Here is a 22,298-nt window from a genome sequence, read left to right on the forward strand (position 1 = left end):
TTTCGGTGCCTACTTACATTAGCCTATATGCTCTCTTATGAAAAGTAAGCCGCTACTATTTCTTTTCCATAGCTTAACAAGCGTGCCTTTTCTGTTGGCCTCTACTGTTCCTCCGCCGTTACCCCTACCGGTCACGCTAGAACCCTCCCGTGCCGTGTACCGCAAAACAGATACGGTTGAGTGGTTACTTCAGAATCAGGGGCGGCAGCCACTCGATATCAGTGGCCGGACGCAGCTGCAAACCGGCGCTGGGCAAAAGCAAGTCTATGCTCCCTTATGCTTTAATATTAGCGTAACGCCAGACATGCTAGACAAAAACAGTATACCACCCTGCATTCATCTGCTTTCTGTTGGCAGTAAGCGCATCCGTGTCCCGGTCAGCCAGCTCCTAGGCTATGGTCCTACTCAAGAGTTAATCGCCACTGCGCAAAGCCAAAGGGTACGCATTCGCCTGGTCTTCGGAGACTGTGATAGAAGACAGACCGATTATGTCGTCAGTTCACCAATACAGGTTCAACTATAAAGGGGACAACACGTCCGAATTAGCTACAAACAGTTGATCGAGTGATGAAATATCTGTCCGAGAAGTCGTTTTATGATAAGCCACTAGTTAACATAACGGGGACTTATCAGACAGCGGCTATTGAGTAAGTCGCACTAATCCGTACGGGAGCTTCCGAGCCTTTGTACCAACTTGCTGCATGTTCTCCCGCTTCCCTCGTCTGCTTATCGGCAGTTGGGCACTGAGCCTACTATTCATGGTGCTGACGCTGAGCACGCCCCTGGAATTTTCGCCTCTTCCTGTCGAAAATATCTTCCGCTGGGGGGTGTGGCTACTTGCCTTTCCCGCTTGCCGCCAGTTGTACCAGATCACTGGCCGCCTGCCGTGGCTCTGGAAGCTGGTTCCATGGCTGCTTTGGAGCCCCGTGCTCTTTCTGGAGGGGTTTGTCCTATTACAACCCTCTTCTTACCCGCTCTGGAAGCGGGCGCTTGAGCCGGTTGAGTTTATCTTTTGGAATCGGGCAGACTGGGACACAAAGCGCGTGCTTTTCCGACGTGGAAATTCCGAGGTGGCGTTTCAGCATCTGCGTGACCCGCGGATGGGCTATATCGATGACCGTCTTGCCTATTACACGCCGTTGCTGCCTGGGGTCCACTGGGCAAGCCCCATTCCGGGGGAATATCCACTCGTACAAAACGTGATAGACACTTCCTGGCAGATCGTAGATACAGCCAGCGCGGAACTAAGCCAGGATATGGCCCTGCGTCGCAGCTTGCAGCCGTGGCTGACCGGCCAGCGCTACACCCAGCGCATGCGAGAACTGGATGCTTGGCGCCAGAAGCGGGGACTATCTCGTACGGATACCCCGGAAGCTCTCCCGCCGGTGAGCCAGCAGGGAGCCCACACAATGGGGTGCCGCATTCAGGCCACCGGCAGTACAAAACGTGCCAGCTTCTGGCTCCCACCCACGCTGCGGCAAGGCCATGGCACGCAGGCCGTCTATCGGTCGACTTCCTCTGAGGAGAGTGGGCCGAAGCGGTTGCTCACTATCTCGACCAACTTGCTGCTACAAGGGCAGGAATTTCTGCTGGTCTTGCACGTGCCCAATGTTCGAGGACCAGGTACCTATACGCTGACGGGGACCCACCCCGTATCCAGTAAGTGGAGCACACTCTATTTGGAGGATGCTACCAACGGCGTATCCTATACCTCCTGGGCCACGCCGGCGGCAGTGGTCCAGATTACCCGGTTGGATACGACTCAGTGTATTGTAGCGGGTAGCTTCTTCGGAGAACTGCGTAACGGGGATGTAGGAGATTGTTCCGTCACCCTTGATCACGGACGTTTTGACCTGCTGTTTCAGCGAGAATAACCCTTCTCCCCTTGTATGCCCCGCCCAGTACTTGTGTGAGCTCAGGAAATAGAATTTTTAAGGTAGCGTAGGAATGGAGCTACTACCTACCTCATCTAGGTTTTGTCGTTTGACATAATAAGAGTGGCTGTTGCAAAAGTGTAGTATGAGCCAACGAACGGGCCTAGGTGCTGGTAGGGAGTTCACGCTATTGCCTGGCTGACAGGTGTGGCAGCGCAGGTACTTCTTCAAATTATAGGCCATCGCAGCGATATACAGGACCTTGGCCGCGCCTGCTTGGCCCTTCTTGCTGAGGTGGCGCAAGCCGTAGTAGGTGATCAAACTACCCAGTACCGGTTCGACCGTTGCCGCGCGCAGGCGCCGCATGTGCTGACCGAGGCGCGTGGCCAAACGGGCGAGCATGCGCTCGTAGTAGACTTTGTAGAGGGTATGGTGCAGCCGTTTCTCGCGGGCCTTTTTGCCTTTACACTGAGCCGCCAGCGGGCAGACCTTGCACTCGGCGGCCTTCGCCATATAGCGTTTCTTGGGATTGCCCTGCGCATCGACAATCTGCTTGTCGAAGGTCAGATACTTGCCTTGACGACAGATATAACGGTCATGGACTGCATCGTACGTAAAGCCGGTGTGCTCGGCTTTGTACTTACCATGGGCCGGAATATAGCCGGTGAGACCACGTGCTTCGAGTTGCTCGTAATTCTCTCCGGAGCTGTAGCCGGCATCGGCCACGACCGTGGTCATGGTTAGGGCGAAGGATGTTAACCGCTGCTGGGTCGCGTCCACAATAGCGAGCAAATACCGGCTGTCGCGCCAGTCCGCTAGGTCCGCATGAATATGGGTAATCACATGTTGCGCCGCGTCGACACTTACACTGGCCGTGTAGGCTAGCTGGCGCATTTTGCCCGTTTTGAAGCAAATGCGGGCGTCCGGATCCGCCGGACTGTAGTGCGTCAGGTTGCTCACGAGCCGGCCCCCTTTGGTCGGCTTGGCTTTGCGGATGGCGGCCTGAAAGCGTTGGATGTGCGCTAAGCGGTCCGTCGAAGCGGTGATGCGTGGGACGTTAAGGGCAGCGTCGGTCGTCGGCTCTATCGATGCTTTCGCTCGTTTACGCTGGAGCCGGCTCATGGAGGCATTGGCTTTGATGTAAGCCGAGTCTACGGCTTTCGTTTGGCCACTCACCAACCCCTGCTGAATGCACAAGCCGACCACGTGGGTAAAGCAGGCTTCAAAGACGGCAACGGGTAAGCGTTGCCGGGTCCGCGAGACGGTACTATGCCACGGCAAGGGCTGCGCGAGGTCATAGCCCAAAAAGGCACGGATGCCCAGATGCAGCTGGGCCAGCTCCAGGAGTTTACGATCCGAGGTGATATTCTCCAAGTGTCCCACTAAGAGCAACTTGACAAATACGACGGGGTCGAGCGAGGGCCGACCGCCAGCGCTGTAAAACGGCGCAAACAGGGGCCGCACAAAGCTAAAATCAACCGCCTGTAACAGTTGCTGGTAAAAATGGTGAGCGGGGACCAGTTTGATCAGCGACGTCTGGATCGGGTGAAAGCCAAGCATGAGCCACTAACACTTAACTCCCAATAGGAGTTGACTTTTGCAACAGCCACAAGAGTTATAATTATCATATTAAAACAATTATATAATTTAATATTTATAGTCCCCGCACATGTTGTGGTATTTTCGCTGGTTATCTTCTTCTGCTGCCGCTATGTTTACCCGTTACGCCTTGCTACTTTCTCTGCTGAAGATGCCTCACGTAGTCTGGTCGCAAGTTGTGTCAACTCCTGATTCAGCATCTTCGTGGCCACCACCGCGGCACTACGTAATCCTGTCCGATTCGCTTTTCTCTCTTCACCACGTGCAGGCGCAAGGAAGTCTACTACCGCAGCGTCCTGGTCGGACAACGGTTATCTCGACTCCGGTTGCGATGGAAACATACAACCTACTCATCCCGGCTACCGCAGGGAAATCTTGGCGTAAAGGAGACACCTTACTCATCGCCTTCTCGCTGCTGCCCAATAAGCAAGGCGCTATTACATGGTCCCCCCTGGCACTCGACACGCTTCCTGCGGGTATGCTCCGGTCCCTACCGGAAGTGGTGCGCGACGGCTTTGCCCGCGTGCAAGCCTATGACCAAGCGGGCAAGCCACGTGATCATTTGCTCATTACGCAAGATAGGCTCCTGCCGGTGGTGCGCCGTGCCGGCCGCTATTGGGTGCCGGGCCCGTATGTGATGACCCAGTATTTTCGCATTCGCTCCCAGGCTACGTCCTCGCTGGTGCAGACGGACTATGTGACCATCAACATCAAGAGCCCAGCGGTCTCTTCCGATGCCCCTTATCGAACTTTACGGGCGCTTTTCCCTCCCGACGTCCCCTACGAGTGGGCCCTGTTTTCACCTATAGGTATCGTACGTGAGGGGGCGTACCACGGCCGCTATGAGTTTTGGTCCCGCCCGCCTTGGGACATGGGACACGTACCCTTTTCACGCTACTATGGCGCTGACATCTTTGAGTACAAACCGGGTATTGGTTTGCTAAGCGGTCGGTATCGATGGTATTTCAAAGAGCTTGATTGGAGCAAACCCAATGCATATTTTGACCAGATCACGGTAGATGGGCACACGCAGTTACGCTAAGCAAGAACGACGACTTCTAGCCATGTGAACAAAGCAGGTAGAAACTTGCATCTTAAACTAACTTTCAAAAGAGCTTCTTAGGCCTTTATAACCTTTAATTAAACGGTGAACTGTGACATGTTAAGAAGAGGTCTGCCGCTTTTCATACGATAGGTCAGAAAGGTGTACCAAAACGGCCCCCACGCAACGTCGTTTGGTTGAAGTGCTTTTTGATCAAAAGGTGGGGCCAACCAGGAGGGCCACGCAAAAAGAAGGGGATCCCTTTCTCACCCTATCTTTGGCCTTGGTTAAAAGTTTAGTCCAAAAATCGCATTTGACTCTTTGGCTCATTCAGTAACATTCCCAAAATAGGGTCACAGTTTAACCTAGAGTCACCCAGACACCAAGCTCCTTACTAAGTCTCGGGCTAATAAACAGGCAATAAGCTATTTTGAAAGTTATGCAAAGCATGGAGCCTGGAGCAAATAGCGTATACTTACCCAACTGTTTTTATTGTCTGATGTCGTTCTCCTTGCTATTCTCAGCCCTATGGCAACTACCCCTTCTCTTCTTATCTAGCTGCGGACATGGGGAGCCTGCTACGGCTATCTTGTCTCCGCTTGTGCCCCGACAGGGGGCTGATATTTGCCAACCCGCATCTGTTAGTCAAGTACTACAGCTTTCGGACGGCTCACGGGTGCTGCTAAGTGGTATCGGCAGCCTTCGGGCCGAAAACCGCGAAGTACCAGGCTGGGCCCGCTATCAGGCAGATGGGCAATTAGACACCGCCTTCTGTCGGCGGGCGGCTCGGTCTGCATTTCATCCGCAAGAGGTGTACGAGGCATCGGGCGGCAAGCTCTGGGTTCGGATGGGCTCCAACCGATTCGACCCGGCTGGCCCACCGCTGCTAAAGCGGTTGAATGCCGATGGCACAGCAGATGCTAGTTTCTCGACCACAATTACCGGAGAACTGAACACCTGCCTGCCCCTGCGTGACGGCCGTATTCTCGTAGGCGGCACGTACCTGTCCGAGGGAAAGCAGGTGCTGGGACGGTTGGCTTGCTTGCGTGCCGATGGGTCAGTAGATACCGGCTTTACGACCGCACTGGGCGCTTTTGAGGGCGTCGTTATCGCTTTAGCACAGCAACGCAATGGAGACATCTTGGTCGGCGGCCGGCGCCTGTCGGTCGGGGGAAAAGTCGATTTATCGCTCATCCGTTTGCGCCTTTCGGGCCAGTTCGACACCGGTTTCCAAGCCCTGCTGTCGCCGACCATGCCGCTAATGGCCCTGACGGTGCAGGCCGACGACAAGCCGGTGGTGCTGGCCGGAATGGGAGCAGCTACTGTGGTTCGCTTTCTTCCCTCCGGAGCCCCGGACCCCGCCTTTCAACTACGTCTGCGACAGGCGCTGTACATCACCAACAACCGCCCCCCGCTCGTGGCGCTGGCCGATGGCCGTATTCTGTTTCCCGCGCACGCCCAGCGAGGGCTTCCCCCAACGAATGACCCGACCTGGCGGAGTTTGTTGTGCGTGCAGTCGAATGGCGAACAGGATACCACCTTTCAGTACCGGGCGCTCCCGCCTTACATTAGCTCCCTGCAACAACTGCCCGATGGCCGAGTACTCGCCGGTACCTCTCTGGTACGCTATGCCGGCGTATCGGCGGCTCGGCTTACGCCGACCGGAATCGTCGTCTTGCAACCAAACGGCGCTCCTGAATCAGACCAACGACTGCCCAAGTTACAAGGCCCGGGTACGGTGCGCGCGCTGGCCACTTACCCCCACAATCAACTGCTGGTCGCCGGCAGCTTTTCTGCGGTGGGCGACCAGGAGGCCCACAACTTGGCCCGTTTGCATAGTGATGGCACCCTCGACACGGCCTTTACGCGCCGCTGCAACCTGGAAGGCGACCTGCAGCACGTCGTCGTTCAGCCCGACGGCCGGCTGCTGGTAGCCGGCTGGGGGAGCCGGGTAAATAATTCGTCCCAATTGCTGCTGGTGCGCCGCCTACCCGATGGCAGCCCGGACACGACGTTTGCGCCCCCGCTGCTCACGGCCGACGCTTATCAAAGTATTACGGCCTTGGTCTTGCAGCCTGACGGCAAGGTCTTGCTGGCCGGGCAGTTTAGATTACCCGGTGGAAAGGAACACACTTTGTTGCGGCTCACAGCTTTGGGCAAAGTCGATTTGTCGTTTCAACCGCCCGTTTCAACAGAATCGGCACGCAGCCTGCTGGTGCAACCGGACGGCAAAATTTTGGTAGGCAGCTACCCTTCGCTCGTGCGCCGTTTATTGCCCGATGGGCGCCTGGACCCGACGTTCCAAAGCCTGCGGTACTCGGGGCTGGTGACAACCCTGGCGCAGTATCCGGACGGCCGTATCTTGGTGGGCGGACAATTCTCCGCCGGTGGGTTTCAGGGCATTCCCCAACTCACTGACTTAGCCCGGCTCTTGCCGACCGGCAAGACGGATACAACGTTTCACGCCCCGTCCTTTCAAGTGCGGTATATCCAAGCCCTGGCCGTGCTTCCGGATGGTCGCCTGTGGGTCGGCGGCAGTGACCGGCGCGACAGCCAGGGAAACAATACTGCTCCCTTTTCCCGCGCTGTGCGCTTGCTATCCCACGGACGGCTGGACCCTTCTTTCGACCCGGCGTTGGGCCCTGATGGGGATGTGAATGCCCTGTTGGTACTTCCGGATGGAGCCTTGTTTTTAGGGGGGCAGTTCACACGGACCAGCCGTCCACAATTCAGTTTAGCTTGGTTGCCCCCAGCACCGGCTAAAAAACCAGCCAAAAGATAATTTCTTCTTGGTTTACGTGGTGTAGAGCCACGATGGAATAGCTAGCAGAACGTCAATTTAGGGCAACTTGTGATGATGAAACCACTATTAGCAAGCGGCACCTTGATGCTCATTTTTCACGGCTGCCAGCCAGCAGTTGAAACCCTAACCCCAACTCAACAAGCTATTGCCAACTTTATCAAAAGGCAAGTGGATGATTCAACGTCGTACCGGCCCGTACGATGGGGAAGGGAGCGAAAGTGGAGGCAGCACGATTGGGATTCAATTGAGGCAGTCGCTGTACAAAAGCAAATTGATGCCTTAAATAGCCTTGCGCATACAAACCTGCTTCGACTTGCTGCTGCCACCAAAAACCAGATGCCAGCTGATACGATTCGTATCCTTCAAAACAGGTACCTGTCAACGGTTCAGAAATCGGTTGTCTTCAAAATGAGTTGCCAAACCCTACAAGCTTCTACCGACACGCTCTACCGGGGTACAAGTGTAATGCATAGCTTTAGGTACAAGAACAAAGCAGGGGCGGTAGTTATGGATAGCGCAATTTATACGCTTCGGGAAAATGGGCAAGTCGTTATGTCCAAGGGGGAGGTGACATTCTCTGACGACGCATTTTAGAGAAATGGCGTACGGGACCCAGCGTTACGTTCAGACTCTGTCTACTGACTTGTTAGTAACTGGAGTCATTGTTGACTCAATGTGGCAGCCGGCAAAACGTAGGATTTTGTAGAGGGTGCGGCGGGAGCCAATCTGGAAGTAAGCCATGAGTTGACGCGTGGACTGCTGGCCAGCTTCGTAGAGTTCCTTCACCGCCGGGGCAATTTTCTGGTAGCGCGGGGCCAGGCCCGGGGGCCGCCCCCCCTGGCGGCCGCGGGCCCGGGCGGCTTGCAGCCCGGCGTGGGTACGCTGCACGAGCACGTTGCGCTCGTGCTCAGCCAGGGCGCAGAAAATCTGGAACACGAGCTGGCCGCCAGGCGATGTAGTATCGATGGGGTCCTGCAGCGAAATCAGGTGCAGCTGCCGACGGCTCAGGTCTTCGACCACCTCAATCAGGTGTTTCGTGGAGCGGCCCAGTCGGTCGAGTCGCCAAATGACGATGGTGTCCCCGGGCCGGGCGTAAGCCAGCAGTTGCTCCCAACTGGGCTTGTGGGCCTGCATCCCCGAGATGGTATCGGTGAACAGGTGCTCGCAACCAGCCTCGCGCAGAGCGTCGAGCTGCAGGTTCAGGACCTGCTCACTGGTGCTGACGCGGGCGTAGCCGAGTTTCATGAAAAGCGGGTGTAAATGGTACCGGAAAGAAGCCAAAAACGAATTTACGGTACTTTGATTGCGGAAACCAGTTTCGGGCACCGGTTTTTCCTGTACCGGAGTGCCGATTTCGGACCGGGGCGAGTGGTACCGGAAAAGGGACGTTTTTCAACTACCCCCCTTGTCATGGCCCGTGCCCTTCCTTTACTCGATGCGGCTCAACGCCGCGCGTTTGATTCCCCGCCTAGGTTTACGCTGGCCCAGCGACAACTCTTCTTTTCCCTGCCAGAATGGGCCGCGCCCGTACTCCGGGCCATGAGCGCCGCGCACATGCGCGGCGGCTTTATCCTGCAGCTGGGCTACTTCAAGGCCAGTGGCCGGTTTTTCACCGTCGACCGGTTTACCGCGGTCGACCGCGCCTACGTGCAGCAACAGCACCGACTGGGCGTCGTAGACTGGAGCCGCTACGATAACAAAGCCAGCTTCCGCCACCGGCCGCTGCTCTTGCATCACGTCGGGGTCGCCCCGTTCGACCAGGTGCAACCCGGCGTGCTGCGCCAGGTCACCCACTTCGCCCGCCAGCAGATGAATCCGGTAGCGGTGTTTCGTACGGCGGCGGACTACCTGCGCGCCCACCGCTGGGAGGTGCCAACCTACGCCACACTGGCCGGCCTGGTCACCGAAGCCTTTCGCACCGTCGAGCAGCAGCTTACCACCCAACTGGCCGGCCTGCTGACCCCGGACCTGCGCCAGCAGTTGGATGCCTTATTTACCACCGAAGAACAAGCACCGGCCCATTCGCACCGGCCCTACCGGCTGACCACGCTGAAACGCAGTCTGGAGCTGATGCGGCCCTCGGCCATCCGCGCCAACATCCAGGACTACACCGTGCTGCACGCCCTGTTCACGCACGTGCATCCTGTGGTGCAGGCCCTGGACTTGTCCGAGGAGTTGGTGCGCTACTACGCCCGCTACGTGGAGCGGGCGCAGGTCTTTCAGGTGCAGCAGCAGGCCGACAAAAAGTACCTGATGGTGCTCTGCTTCGTGGTCTACCAGTTCTATCAACTCGGCGACCTGCTCACCGAAACCTTGTTGCAGGCGGTGCAAACCCACCGCAACGCCGCGCAGCGCGAAACGCAGGAGCGCGTCTACCGCCAGCAGCAGGACACGGCGGGCCAAATACGGCAAGTCCTCGACGGCGTGGTGGCCCACGGCGCGGCCCTGGCGCAGCTGGAAGCGGTGGCCTTTTCATTCGCCCGCACCAACGCGGAAAAAGTGGCCGCGTTACTGGCGTGGTTGCAAACCCCGGACGTGGCGGCGTTTGCGCAGCTGCGCCAGACGGCCCAGCACCTGCGCAAAGGCGGGGGCGGCAACCCGACCGGCCCGTACTACCAGGTGGTGGAAGAGCGTTCCCGCGCCTTGCAGCGCCGGCTGGGCGAGATTCTGCGCCTGGTGGCCTACGAAGGCCGCCCGGACAGCCCCCTGGCGCAGGCCCTGACCCAGTACCGGAACCGGGCCGGCAATCTGGGGAGCCAGCCCCCGGCCACGTTTCTGAAAGCGGCCGAGCGCACGGCTCTGCAGGAGGCCGACAGCGCCCTCTCCCTTTACAAAGCGCTGCTGGCGGGCCACGTGGCCGACCACCTGAAAGCAGGCAAATTGAATCTGGTCCATTCGCTGAGCTACCGCCCCTTTGATAGCTACCTGCTCGACGCCGCCACCTGGGCCGCGCAGCGGGAGGAGCTGCTGTTTCAAACCAACCTCACGGAATTGCGCGAACCAGAGCCCTTTCTCGACGCTTTGCACGGCAAGCTGGCCACGGCGTTTGCCCGCACCTTCGAGCGGTTGAACGCCGGCACCAACCCCGCCGTACGTCAGCGGGCCGATGGACGGCCGCGGTTCCTGACGCCGGCCCGTCCCGCTGACGAGGACGCGCCCCCGCCGCGGCCGCTGTTTCCCGGGCCGGGGCTGATTTCGCTGCACGAGGTGCTGCACACAGTCAACACGCAGTGCCGCTTCACCGAGTGCCTCGAACACTGGAGCCCCCGGAACCGCCCGCCCCGGCCCGCTGAGCGGGTCTTCTTCGCCGGCATCATGGCCTACGGCTGCAACCTGGGCCTGACGCGCATGGCTCACGCCACCAAGCACGTGGCCCAGTCCACGCTGGAAAACACGGTCAATTGGTACTTCTCGCTCGACAACCTGCGCCGGGCCAACGACGCCGTGGTGGCCCTCACGGGCAAGCTGCCCGTCAGCCGCTTGTTCCAGCGCGACCCCCAGCAGACCCACACCTCCTCCGATGGCCAGAAGTACTACGTGGCCGTGGATTCGATTCACGCCACGTACTCCTATAAGTACTTCGGGCAGGACAAGGGCCTGGTCTCCTACGGCTTTCTCGACGACCGGCACCGGCTGTTTTACTCGACGACCTTCACTTCCTCGACGCGGGAAGCGCCCTATATGGTCGATGGCCTGCTGCACAACGACGTCGTGGAATCGACCATTCACAGCACCGATACCCACGGCTTCACCGAAGTCAACTTCGCCGTCACGTACCTGATTCAGGTCGCCTTTGCCCCGCGCATCCAGTCGTTTCAGGACCAGCAGCTCTACGCCTTCGCCGGCATGGACGTGCCCAACCTGGCCGCGTACGCCCTGCGGCTGGGTAAACCCCTGGACCGGGGGCTGATTGAGGCGCAGTGGGAAACCATCCTGCGGCTCATCGTGAGCCTCAAGCAGAAACACGTGACGGCCTCCACCGTGCTCAAGCGCCTCAATTCCTACTCCCAGCACCACCCGCTCTACTTGGCGCTACGCGAGCTGGGCCGGGCCGTGCGCACCGAGTTCCTGCTCCGCTACATGGACGACCAGGACCTGCGCAAGCGCATCGACGACCAGCTGGACAAGCTCGAAAGCACCCACCAGTTCGCCCGCGCCGTGTTCTACGGGCAAAACGGGCAGTTTCGCTACGCCGGCAAGGAAGAACAGCAAGTCGCCGATGCCTGCAAACGGCTCGTGCAAAACGTGATTGTGTGCTGGAACTGCTTGTACCTCAACCAGCAGCTGTTCCAAGCCCCGCCCGCCGAGCGGCAGGCCCTGGCCGATGCCATCGCCCGCATGTCGCCCGTGAGCTGGCAGCACATCAACCTGCAAGGGGAGTTTGATTTCTCTGACGAAGCGCTGAGCGATGCTCTACGCTTCGACCTGGGCGCGTTGCTCTCTGTCGAATGGGAAGCTATTGAAGGATAGTAGGCTACCGCGCCAAATGCGACTTTTGGACCAAACTTTTAACCAAGGCCATCTTTCTGACTGGCTTTTCGGCTGGCTGGCATCGCCACCCGCTACGAAGCGGGGAGTGCAAGCGTCGCTACTGGTGCCGTTATCCGTACCGATAACGGCATGGGTACCGGTGCACTCAGAGCGCTTGCTCGTGCCCCGAGACTGAGCCGAGGCGAACATGGGCTGCCATCCCTCTTCCAAGGGCTTTCAAGTAGCAAAGGGGCCCTGAGGGCGAGAAAACGTGGGGCAGCGGGCTACCATGCCCGGGCAAACAAGCAGCGGTATAAGACCGAGAAGCCGTGGTACACCGGTAATGGTGCCGTTATCCGTACCAGTAGCGGCCGATAACGGCACCGCTGAAAGTAGAGAATGGAAAAGGTGATTAATACTTTACGTCGAATCGGCCTTCCGTCACGCTAACTGTGCCGGTTCCCGCGGTAGCCTGACCCTTAAACTCGAAGGTGCCGGCCACAATGTGCGCCACGGTATCGAGGCGGGTGATGGTGAGCTGGCCTGGGGAACCGGGTCCTGTAAGGAGCACCTGCGCGGGAGTTGACTTGGCGTAGGTGAACGTGGCGTAGGCAGGCGTCTGAGTGGGTCGCTGGGGATCAGCGTACTGATTCAGGGCAACAGAGCCCGCGGTGCGGATATTGGGCACGTAGAGGCGAATACTAGTATCGCTGAAGGGAGCGCTTTCCACGTCTGTAGTCCGGCTGAGCATTACCGTCAGCTGGTTACCCGTGGCACCGCGCTGGTAGCTGGCTTGCGTAGCCGGACCAACAAACAGCGTGGTAGCCGGCAGCCATACGTGCCCGTCAACTTTAGCTCCTGCTGTATTCTGGCCAGTTTGGGTTGCTGCCGGCAGGTTGGGGGCCGGCGCTTCCGCTTTCTGACAGGCGCTTAATGCTAGTAGGGAGAGCAGAGCAGCAGAATGAAGGGAGCGGCTTGGGAGCATAACGATTGGGCTTAGATAGCAAAAGACACTGCCTCTTGCGGCACGCAACGCTAGGTGCAAAATGGTACTAATTATAGGGGTGAAAGTAGGCGAGTATTTCGGTTTCCACGCAGGCATTCCCCGTGCTAGTGGTTTCGGGCAGTAACGAGGTCCTAAGGGGAGAAAGTGCGGGGTAGCAGACTACTGTTCCCTAGCAAGCGAGCAGCAGTATAAGGCTAAGAAGCCGTTACTGGCACCGCTTCGGTACCGGTAACGGTGCCTGCTCCGGAAGCCACGCTCAGCACAGGGCCTACGACGCGGGCTGCAGTGCTCCTCGGTAGTATAGCAGGTTACATGCTAAGGAGGAACGTCCTTAGTCTGTGCGTTTTGATCTAGGATCTTCCCAGTTTACTTACCTTGACCTTGAGAAGCTTTACTTACTTGACGCAGCAGCGGGGTGAACTGCTGGATGAAGTTCTGAATCTCTTGTTTTCTCTCGGTTGTTTTAGCTTGGTTGCGTACCATCACTTGCTGGGCTTCCTGCAACGTCTGCTTATCAATGCGCTTGGCAATGCGCACTACTATTTCTTCCACTCGCTTCACAGCATGTACCACCATCGCCTGTTCCAAAAAGGTGTATAAAACAGGTAATGCTGCCGCTGCGCTTATCTGCTCTTCCGGTTTTGCTACCTCCACAATTTTCTCCGTTAAGGAGGCTGTATAGTCACGAACAGTACTGATCACGCTCTCTTTCCCCTGGAGTCTGTGGGCGCTGATGGGATCGACGCTCGCCAGCTTCAACAAGCTGGCATCAAAACTCTCTTTTACTTGCTGCATCTCTTGCGTGAGACGAGGCAACAGCAATTGGCTCATAAACTCCAGAAGCTTTTCGTCTTCCAGCTCTACTGTAGACGCTGGGAAAGTATCGGGAAAATGTTCTTTGAGCTCCGTTAAGAGTTCACGACAAAAGGTTCGTAGTTGCCCTGCTTGCATTAGCAAGGCATAGACCTCTAGCAGGGGATAAAGACATTCCCGCAGTATGCGCTTATCGGCCTGCTGACTGTTACGCCACGCCAGTAAATGAGTGAGCGCACCGCCTACTAGGGTGCCGAGCAAAGTTCCTGCAACAGGGAGTATTTGGGTAAATGTGGACATGAAATATAGAAATTCTACTCCTAGGGTAGCTGCTCTAGGATTGCTATTATAACAAACTATAAATCTATAATAATTACTATTGTAATACATTGCTTTCTTTGTAAAAATATGACAATAGGCTAGGAAAGCGGGGATCCGCGCGGTATTGTTGCGGCGTTTCTACTTCTTTTTGTTCTATCCCTACTACATGTTTACTTCCCAGCAGATCGCCTCGCTAGAAGCCGGAAAAGCGCAGGACCTACCCGCTGACTTGGTTCTGCGGGAGCTTCCGCTTCCTTATCCCCTATACAGCGATTTTCTCTACACCGAGTGCTGGCTGCCCGGGCTAGCGACGCTGCCCGAGCTGCTGGAAGGGCTGCGCCTGAGCACCATGGATATCGAAGGGGGGATGGGGCCCTACTATCACTCCCCACTAGCGGAACGCTTACCGAAAACACGCGCCCTGCTGGCCCATCGGATGCCGTTCATCCGCGAGTTCAGTGACTATCTGCTTCAGCGCGAACGCCGCCAGATGTATACTGCGGTGGGCTGGTTAACCTACCTGACCGAGCAGATTCATCTGGCCCAGGCGGAAGACCTGGACTTCTTCCTGACGGAAATCGCAGCCACCCTGCAGCAGCGGCTGGTGATTCGGACCGAAACCTGCGCTTACCAGATCACGGAACTTGAGTTCTACTACCATAGCCGGCTGCACCCCGACCCGTATGTTCATCGAGGCACCGAGCAACTCCAACCGTTGCAGTGGTACTTCAACCAAGCCACCAGTCTAGACTTGACCTTCGGCAACCGGGAGACGAACAGCTACGGCGGGATCCTGCTGCGCGGCCTGCAGCGTATCAGCTCCGCGGTGGAAGAGCCGGTGCATGCGACCCATCCGTACCATATTGGGCCTCAAGTGCTGACCCGGGCCCTGATCGCCAGTTGGGGCAGCGCGATGAGCCAGCACACCAGCCGCCTGTACATAGAAGAGACTCCCGCCCCGGGCATGGCAACAAGCGCGACCTGGCGCACCGAGCGGGTGGGCTTGGTGTACCGGCCCGAGCAGGAAGACGAGGCCCAGCCCTATCTCCACCGTCCGTACCGTTTTATCGTGGACGAAGGTTATGTGTCCAAGTTGCCCCACAAGGAAAGCATCTGTAAGCACCAGTACCAGCAAATGCCGCAGAAGATGGACGAGGCAACTGTACGCCGGGTACTAGGCTACAAGCCGGGCTGGCTGTGAGTACGTTCCCGCTCCCGGGCGTCTACCTGGCCGACACGCTCGCGCCGCGTCATCCAGGGCTGGCTGCCGAGTTGACGACGGCGCTCAACCAATGCGGCGCACGGGTAGCTACGCTCGCAGGGACGCGCGACATCTGGGCTCGCGACTACATGCCCGTGCCCACGACCTCGGGTAGGTGGGTGCTGTTTCGCTACGCGCCCGACTATCTACGGCCTAAGTGCTGGCAGCACACCATCACGGACGGAGCCCAACTGCTGCAGCAGCTGGGCCTGCCGTTTCAGGCTAGTGGTCTGGTGGTGGATGGGGGAAACGTCGTCCGCTACGCGGGCAAGGTGCTGATGACCGACAAGGTGCTGCGCGAAAACCCCACGATTCCTCGGGGTGACCTGCTCTCGCAGTTGGCCACAGCCCTGGAGGTCGACCACGTAGACCTCCTCCCAGCCCACCCGCAGGACTTCACGGGCCATGCCGATGGGCTGGTGCACCTGCTCGACGAGCGAACGGCCCTGGTCAACGATTGCCGGCAGCGGGAGCCCGGCTACTGGCATCACCTGACCACCTGCTTGCAGCGGGCCGGCTATGCCTGTATTCCCTTGCCCTACAACCCCTACCAGAACACGAACTATATCTCGGCCGTGGGAACGTACCTCAACTTCTTGCGCGTCGGCACCGGAGTGGTTGTCCCAATCTATCGCCAAGTGGAGGATGAGCCAGTACTGTGCTCGCTACAAAAGCTTTACCCGCACCACCAGATACTGCCGGTAGAGGCTAGGAGTATAGCTCAACAGGGAGGTGTTTTCCACTGCATCACGTGGACTTGCTCACCACCTGAGCTTGTTCCTCAAGCTAGGAATTAGCAAGGCCATTTCACGTCGTAGCCAGACTACTCCCGTGCGCACATGCATGAATCTATTGTGTTAAATTCACTCTGCAAAAATGATGTAGCTGTGATCGATGCTTTGTAACTGGGTGATGCATTGCTGTACCGCTCTTTACGAATCAGCCGCCGCGGCTTGCGGGAAGCTCCAGGGTATACAGGGAAAACACCCAGCGCTTCAGTTATCCAGTAAGGTGGCCTGAAACGAGTCCGTTTTGTCCTTGCCATCGTTGTAGATCCGAATCATTTGGTCAGTGAGCCGCAGGGTAGAGAATCTAGTTGCCTGCTAAAAAAAGATTATGCTCTGCTCATTTACTGGCCCGTAAGGCTCTGGTTTCGGGGCTGATACTCACCCCTGTGACAGACACTGCACTAGGTTACTTAGTACCGAGTGAAGCCCTCATGACGCTGGGGCAATCGCTCGCTTCCAGCTACGCCCCGCACAACGACGGACAACAGTCCGCTGTGCTCTCTGCGGCGGGAGGGTTGCGTCTCGTAGGCCTAGTCTTAGAACGGGCATATGAAAGCAGCTTCTATGGCGGTGGGGTGTCGCCATAAGTGGCAGTGCTAGATAAGAGGATAGGATCAGATAGAAGCAGAAAATGTTCGCGGCTACATCGGAAAAATAATATTTTATAAGTTATAAAAAAGGCAGCTCTGCCTCCTGGCCGCACTGGCCTGAGTGAGAGGGTGGGGCCGGGTATCCTGCGGGTTTAGGCAGGGGACCGACCAGTATAACGATTACATTAAGCCATGAGGAAAGAAGTCAAAAAGGGGTACTGCGTGTCAGTACCCGTATCCCCGAGTTTAGGGAGAGAGTATCCCCGAGTTTGGGGAGAGAGTATCCCCGAGTTTAGGGAAAGAGTATCCCCGAGTTCAAGGGGGGAAGTATATAGAACGGTAGAAAAACTGTTCATTTCATGTGGAGTGAGAGAGGCGCGTGCGCGCGGCGTAACCCGAAGGACAATAAAAGGGAAGAAGTATAGCATTCGGCCAAGTAAGTGGTAAGCAGGCCTAGAATGGTTACAAGCGGCTGGCAGACCGTGTGGACAGGCCTACGGCACACTGGGGGAGGGAACGGGCCGGAAAGAGGGGCTGCTGCCCCGATCGCAGCCCTAAGCAGGAGGTAGTAGCTCGAGACGCACAGAAGGCCACCAAGGGCCTCTATCGAATAAAAGAGGACTTAATCATAGCTGATAAGAAAAGGAAAGACATTTCTAGAAGGAAAACAGCGTAGCCAAAAGGAAGACCGATTTTAATGGGTATATTGGCAGAGTACAATAGGTAAGCTTGCTAATCAAGCGCAGTGGCGAGACAGTAATAGTAAGTCCACCCCCGTGGGTAACAGGGGCTATATCAAAGAAGTCGCTTTCGGAACATAAGGGAGGCGACGGCGACGCGCTTCCAAAGTCAGTTACATGAAGGAGGAAGGTGCTTGACTGGCAACGTATCTGGAGCTCCTGTAGCAGATAATCCTCTTCTTTTCCGGTTCTTCGCCTTATGCGATGCTCACTGCTTCTCGGTTTAGGAGGCCTGCTCCTGCTTGGCACGGTCCACTGCACCAGTATGCGTCCACTGGAGCGCGTTGAGACTATTCCGTTAGTAACGACGGATCTGGACCGCTTCTGGGCCGCCTATCCGGCCGCGTTGCGCGATACAGCGCACGCTGACCGGATATTTCAGGAACAGTATTTTGACCATGGATCGCCGGGTCTGCACGACTACTTTCGGCGCAAATACAAGGATGATGCTCACCTATTCGCCCGACATATCCTGCAGCGGCCTCGTTACTACGCCTCGGCCCGGCAGACTATGCAGTCGGTAGCGGAGCAGAAGCCCCAGATTCTGGAGGCTTTTCGGCGGCTGCAGCAGCTCTACCCACCGGTGCGGTTCAATTCCGTCTACTTTCTGGTCGGCGGCTTTGCCGGCAGCACTGCCCAGCCACCAGGCTTGCTCGTCGAAGTGGACGGAATCAATGGGCCCGGGGTGGACAGGTCGGAGTTGTCACTGGTGCAGCGCAACCGCAGCGTGCCGGTGACGCTGCTGCCCGCCCTGGTCATCCACGAGATGATTCACAACACGCAGCAGCCGATGGATGGCACCTTGCTCAGTGGCGTCATTCGCGAGGGCATGGCTGATTTCGTAGCCGAGTTGGTCACGGGGCATCCGGGGACCAATGCCCGCTTGCACGTTTACGGCAACGCCCATGAACGGGAACTGTGGCAGGCCTTTCAGCCCGTCATGCTGGGCACCAACCCCCAGCACTGGCTGGTCAATTCCAAGGAGGAAACCCCTGACAAGCCTTGTGATCTGGGCTATTATGTGGGTTACAAAATCTGTCAGGCCTATTACGAGAAGGCGGCCGATAAACGGCAGGCGGTGGCAGCGATGCTGACGACGAAGGACTTCCGGGCCTTTCTAGCCCAGAGCGGGTACGAGCAGAGAATGAGCGCGCGGTAGCGGAGTGGTTAGGTAACAGGTAGGGAAACTTTCTACGTTGCGGGTTCTACCCTAGCTGCTTACTCGCTGTTACGTGCTCCTCTAACCGTCGCGACAAGGGCCTTCGTTTGCGGGTGTCACGTTTGTTAAACGGACGTTTAACTAATGTGACACGAGTGTATATTGCTGCACTTTCTCTCCTAACCTCGACTTTTTCATGACGCGCTACGTCGCCTACTTCCGCGTGAGTACCGCCCGTCAGGGGCAATCCGGCTTGGGCCTCGAAGCGCAGCAGGCGGCCGTGAGGACCTTTGTCGGAACGGAGGGGAGCATCGTGGCCGAGTACGTGGAGATTGAAAGTGGACGCAAGAACACGCGGCCCCAGCTGCAGGCTGCTATCACCCACGCCAAGCAGGAGGGAGCCGTGCTACTCGTGGCCAAGCTCGACCGCCTGGCGCGCAACGTGGCCTTCCTCGCGACCCTCATGGAAAGTCACGTGCGCTTCAAAGCCGTGGACCTGCCGGCCGCCGATGAGTTTACCTTGCACATCCTGGCGGCCGTGGCCCAGAAGGAGGCCACAGCCATTTCCGCCCGCACCCGCGATGCGCTGGCCGCTAAGAAGGCGCGCGGGTTTCAGCTCGGTACGCCGGCGAACCTGACCCAGGCGTCCCGGGACAAGGCACTAGAGTCCCTACAGCGGAATGCTAAGAGTAATCTCAGTAATCGGCAGGCCGCGCAGCTCGCGGTGCTGTTGCGGGCCACGGGCGTGAGCTTGCGCGAGATTGCGGCGCGGCTCAATGAGTCGGGGTATCGGACCCGGCGGGGGAAGTCCTTTCACCCGATGGGCGTCAAGCGGTTGCTGCCAACTGTGGCGAAACCAAACCCGCAACTTTAAAGGAGGGTTCTGCTGGTGATAACAGCAAGATTTCTTCTGGCTGTCAGCTGAGTGTTTGGTCCCGGCTCCTCTATCTTTAGAGCTCTTATCGAAGCCTGCCCACCTGGCCATGGCGGTCGTACTTCTCGTCATCCGCGACCGGTTGCGCTGGCCACTAGCTGAGAAGGCGACCACGGACTATTATCTGAATTACTACCTAAAGCTATGGCTACCTCGCAGAAGAACATCTACGACGTTTGGGCGTCTGTCTTACTTTTCGTCGCCTTCGCCCTGAGTCTATTGATGAACTTCCTGCGTCACACCGGCTATTTCGCCCCGAACCTGGGGACCCAGGAGTATATAATCCTGTACCTGTGCATGCCAGTAGCCTTGGTGATCTACTACTTTATCGGTAAAGGGAAGCGAGAGGCCAAAACGCTGTTTCTCGCGCTCTATGCCGTCACGCTGTGGGAAATTGTCACCAGCGGTAAAGACTTTCTGGGACAGAACAACCTCGCGACGTTTGATTTCCTGTCGCAACAGGTGCTACACCTGGGAGCCTGTCTGTTGGTACTTTATACCCTTTGGCTATCCAAATCAACAAGCAAGCCGTCACCGCCTACAACTACGCGGTAGGAGTGAGTAGGCGTATGCCGACTTCCTACCGTTTCTGTTGGGCCTTGACTTTTGACGTGCAGCTGCCGCTGGTATGGAGGGATGAGCGCTTTCTGGTTCAGCGTTAGGAGGAAGAGGCTGGGATGTTCTATCCCTTGGATGCCGGATTCTTCTGGGACGTGTAGCAGGAACACGACCGCGTAATGCTCGGCTTTAAATGCCGGGAGGAGTATGCACCCGATAGTCACCTGGATGATTTAACGAAGTACCCCCCCTGCTACTATGGGTCAGAAATGCCTCTTTGCATTGTTTATTGGCTTAATGTGCTGGATCTCCTCCTGCCAGAGTCCAGATACGCCTACCTCTCACGCAGCGGCTCGCCATCCCGCCTCTCTTTCAGATTCGCTCGTTCAAGTACGGGTTACGGCGATTGATTTTCTGACCGAGTACATTATTACTTTGGATTGTGAAACGTTCGACCCACCAGCATCGGAAGCGACCATCACCTTCATTACAGACCCCAGCACGCTCTTGCGGATCCAACAGCGCGTGGCTCACTTACGGGAAGACCCCTATAAAGTGCAGGTCGATACGCGTGCCAAAGCAGTCCTCCAGTATGCGGATGGTCGCACGAATACACTGTGCATAGGAAACGGGACTATGCAGAAGGACAGTCAACCTGTGTACTACGATTCCCGCTTGAGAGCTCTACTCAACTTATAGATAAAAAGGAGTGATGTTCAAGTGGCTAAAACGGTACTAGCTCCTTATCTATCCTGACTAGATGTTTACCATTTTTCCTTTTTAGGCTACTAATAAGCTACACTGCTTCCTGATTGGACTTGTACTATATGGCAAATGCGCGTTTATGAAACGATACACAGGCCACCTCGACCTGTGCTGGCCTGGATTGTCAGTATATGTATCACCTATGCAGTGACGTTTATGATCCGTTACAAACCCGTAGAAGCTACGTGCTAAGGAGAGACCTTACGGAACCGTCCAGCATGGTCGTAGTTACCTGCGTCTAGGGGCGGTGACGCGACTTGGGTCACGCAGCGAAGAATCCTGTACTGGACTCTGCCGAGGCAGTTGAAAGAGTTGGTTGAGATAGACCTCGAAAGCTTCTTGGCTGGCAAACTCGCCCCCGATGTCGGAGACAAAGCGCTGCTCATAGGGGTAGGCGATTCCCAGAACTTCTAAGGGCCTTGCCGACAGGGCTGACTCTCGGGGAGGCCGGGCAGGGTAGTTGGCGGGCAGGGGCCGGCAAAACAAGACCACGGGCTGCTGCCAGGGTAGACGCGGGCCCGCCCCGCCGGTGCCATGCGTGGGAAAGCCTTCGGAATACGTCACCCGACCATCCTCATAGGTCACGCTCACCGCGTAACCGCCTCGGGTGACCACTTGCACGGTATCCGCTCTTGGGCTTCCCATCACCCATCGATCCACCCGCAGCAGGCTGGCATGGTAGGCCCGCTGCTTGGCTGAATCGAAGTACAGCGTGTGCTGAACGACTTCGCCTTTCAAGATATGGGTCCTCTCTCGGGCGATGCGCGCGGATTCGGCTCGAACCAATTCGGCCTGGCTGAGCTCCGGCGTCTGCGCCGGCAGGCTCCGCCACCCTCTCAAGCAAAGCAGGAGCAGCAAGCCCCAAGGCTTTCCAAGGGTAACGTAACCGGCAGGGTTGGCCATATAGTTAAGGATAGAAGCAGTAGAGAACCGGTTGTATGCTCCGTGCAAAGCCAGCTGGGAGAGAAGGGAGCGGGCACCGGTTTACTGGCGCTTAAAGCGCACGTCAAAGCGGCCGTCAGTAATCTGTACCGTGCGCTGGCCCCCATCCTCAATTAGACGGCCTTCAAAGGTGCCGGCTACGATGTGTTGCACCGTGTCGAAGCGGGTGATCGTCACTTTCCCTGCATACCCCGGGCCGGAGTAAAAGCTGGGCTTCGCTTCTACTCGCTCATTGTGATAGGTCATATAGGGTGGGGTCAGGTCCCCTAAGGTTAGCGCCGGCTCGTCTTCCAGCACATAGGTGCCGGGCTGCACAATCCCTCGCAGGTGAAAGCTCCACGAGGCACGGGGCCGGCGGCGGTCAGCCAGATACACCTCCAGGATCCGGGCTCCTCGTCTCGTTTTACGCCAGCGCCCCCCAACTGGACCGCCGGCCCCCGAGCCTAAACTGTAGCCGCCCGTCTCGTCATGGGGCAGGATGGCCACCCCATCAGCCAGAAAGCCCGCGGTGTTCTTGCCGGACTGCGTGGCATTAGGTAAGGTATCCAGCGGGTCTTTCTTGCAGCTGCTCACGAGGCCGAGCAGCACGGCTCCACACCAATACTTATACATATACGTGAGGTAAAGAAAGGA

The 22,298-nt window shown here is 57.3% G+C and carries 16 protein-coding genes; 10 read left to right on the forward strand and 6 right to left on the reverse strand.

The window, feature by feature from the left end; translation table 11 throughout:
* The first annotated feature begins 701 nt into the window (after nucleotides 1-701).
* Entirely contained in the window at nucleotides 702-1,874 is a 1,173-nt protein-coding gene (locus tag DNI29_RS23185) for a hypothetical protein (RefSeq protein ID WP_110980538.1), read from the forward strand.
* 57 nt (nucleotides 1,875-1,931) lie between these two features.
* Here DNI29_RS23185 and DNI29_RS23190 read toward each other — a convergent pair whose 3' ends face one another.
* Complete coding sequence (locus DNI29_RS23190) at nucleotides 1,932-3,434, reverse strand: IS1182 family transposase (RefSeq protein WP_238388198.1); 1,503 nt, start codon at nucleotides 3,432-3,434, stop codon at nucleotides 1,932-1,934.
* 370 nt (nucleotides 3,435-3,804) lie between these two features.
* On the opposite strand from DNI29_RS23190, the gene DNI29_RS23195 reads away from it, so the two are divergent.
* From DNI29_RS23195 to DNI29_RS23205, 3 genes are all read left to right on the forward strand, one after another.
* Entirely contained in the window at nucleotides 3,805-4,515 is a 711-nt protein-coding gene (locus DNI29_RS23195; RefSeq protein WP_110980539.1) for a hypothetical protein, read from the forward strand.
* Nucleotides 4,516-5,116: 601 nt separating this feature from the next.
* Nucleotides 5,117-7,297 (forward strand): hypothetical protein, encoded by a 2,181-nt coding sequence (locus DNI29_RS23200; RefSeq protein ID WP_238388199.1) that lies wholly within the window; start codon nucleotides 5,117-5,119, stop codon nucleotides 7,295-7,297.
* A 72-nt stretch (nucleotides 7,298-7,369) separates the two neighbouring features.
* Nucleotides 7,370-7,912 (forward strand): hypothetical protein, encoded by a 543-nt coding sequence (locus DNI29_RS23205; RefSeq protein WP_110980541.1) that lies wholly within the window; start codon nucleotides 7,370-7,372, stop codon nucleotides 7,910-7,912.
* Nucleotides 7,913-7,942: 30 nt separating this feature from the next.
* Here DNI29_RS23205 and DNI29_RS23210 read toward each other — a convergent pair whose 3' ends face one another.
* Complete coding sequence (locus DNI29_RS23210) at nucleotides 7,943-8,563, reverse strand: recombinase family protein (RefSeq protein WP_110980542.1); 621 nt, start codon at nucleotides 8,561-8,563, stop codon at nucleotides 7,943-7,945.
* Nucleotides 8,564-8,728: 165 nt separating this feature from the next.
* On the opposite strand from DNI29_RS23210, the gene DNI29_RS23215 reads away from it, so the two are divergent.
* On the forward strand, nucleotides 8,729-11,788 hold the full coding sequence (locus DNI29_RS23215; RefSeq protein WP_162303735.1) for a Tn3 family transposase: 3,060 nt from the start codon (nucleotides 8,729-8,731) through the stop codon (nucleotides 11,786-11,788).
* Between the two features lie 412 nt (nucleotides 11,789-12,200).
* Here the strand turns inward: DNI29_RS23215 and DNI29_RS23220 are convergent, their stop codons facing one another.
* Both DNI29_RS23220 and DNI29_RS23225 read right to left on the reverse strand, forming a co-directional pair.
* Entirely contained in the window at nucleotides 12,201-12,773 is a 573-nt protein-coding gene (locus DNI29_RS23220) for a Riean_0653 family protein (RefSeq protein ID WP_110980544.1), read from the reverse strand.
* 387 nt (nucleotides 12,774-13,160) lie between these two features.
* Nucleotides 13,161-13,907 (reverse strand): hypothetical protein, encoded by a 747-nt coding sequence (locus tag DNI29_RS23225; RefSeq protein WP_110980545.1) that lies wholly within the window; start codon nucleotides 13,905-13,907, stop codon nucleotides 13,161-13,163.
* Between the two features lie 187 nt (nucleotides 13,908-14,094).
* On the opposite strand from DNI29_RS23225, the gene DNI29_RS23230 reads away from it, so the two are divergent.
* From DNI29_RS23230 to DNI29_RS23250, 5 genes are all read left to right on the forward strand, one after another.
* On the forward strand, nucleotides 14,095-15,129 hold the full coding sequence (locus DNI29_RS23230) for a hypothetical protein (protein WP_123823409.1): 1,035 nt from the start codon (nucleotides 14,095-14,097) through the stop codon (nucleotides 15,127-15,129).
* A complete protein-coding gene (locus DNI29_RS23235) occupies nucleotides 15,126-15,986 on the forward strand; it encodes an agmatine deiminase family protein (protein WP_123823410.1) in 861 nt (286 codons plus the stop codon). The genes DNI29_RS23230 and DNI29_RS23235 overlap by 4 nt, the downstream gene beginning before the upstream one ends.
* Before the next feature lie 1,586 nt (nucleotides 15,987-17,572).
* Nucleotides 17,573-18,466 carry a gliding motility protein GldB-related protein gene (locus tag DNI29_RS23240; protein WP_162303736.1) on the forward strand — a complete coding sequence of 298 codons (894 nt, stop codon included), beginning with the start codon at nucleotides 17,573-17,575 and terminating at the stop codon, nucleotides 18,464-18,466.
* A 196-nt stretch (nucleotides 18,467-18,662) separates the two neighbouring features.
* The gene (locus tag DNI29_RS23245) at nucleotides 18,663-19,340 is read left to right on the forward strand and encodes a recombinase family protein (protein WP_110980549.1); all 678 of its coding nucleotides are present in this window, start codon (nucleotides 18,663-18,665) and stop codon (nucleotides 19,338-19,340) included.
* Nucleotides 19,341-19,544: 204 nt separating this feature from the next.
* A complete protein-coding gene (locus DNI29_RS23250) occupies nucleotides 19,545-19,955 on the forward strand; it encodes a hypothetical protein (RefSeq protein WP_110980550.1) in 411 nt (136 codons plus the stop codon).
* A 996-nt stretch (nucleotides 19,956-20,951) separates the two neighbouring features.
* Here the strand turns inward: DNI29_RS23250 and DNI29_RS23260 are convergent.
* Both DNI29_RS23260 and DNI29_RS23265 read right to left on the reverse strand, forming a co-directional pair.
* Nucleotides 20,952-21,626 (reverse strand): hypothetical protein, encoded by a 675-nt coding sequence (locus DNI29_RS23260; protein ID WP_110980552.1) that lies wholly within the window; start codon nucleotides 21,624-21,626, stop codon nucleotides 20,952-20,954.
* 81 nt (nucleotides 21,627-21,707) lie between these two features.
* Nucleotides 21,708-22,277 carry a Riean_0653 family protein gene (locus DNI29_RS23265; RefSeq protein WP_110980553.1) on the reverse strand — a complete coding sequence of 190 codons (570 nt, stop codon included), beginning with the start codon at nucleotides 22,275-22,277 and terminating at the stop codon, nucleotides 21,708-21,710.
* Nucleotides 22,278-22,298 lie beyond the last annotated feature (21 nt).

Origin of the sequence: Hymenobacter sediminis, assembly GCF_003231285.1 — a bacterium.
In the GTDB taxonomy this organism is placed as follows: domain Bacteria; phylum Bacteroidota; class Bacteroidia; order Cytophagales; family Hymenobacteraceae; genus Hymenobacter; species Hymenobacter sediminis.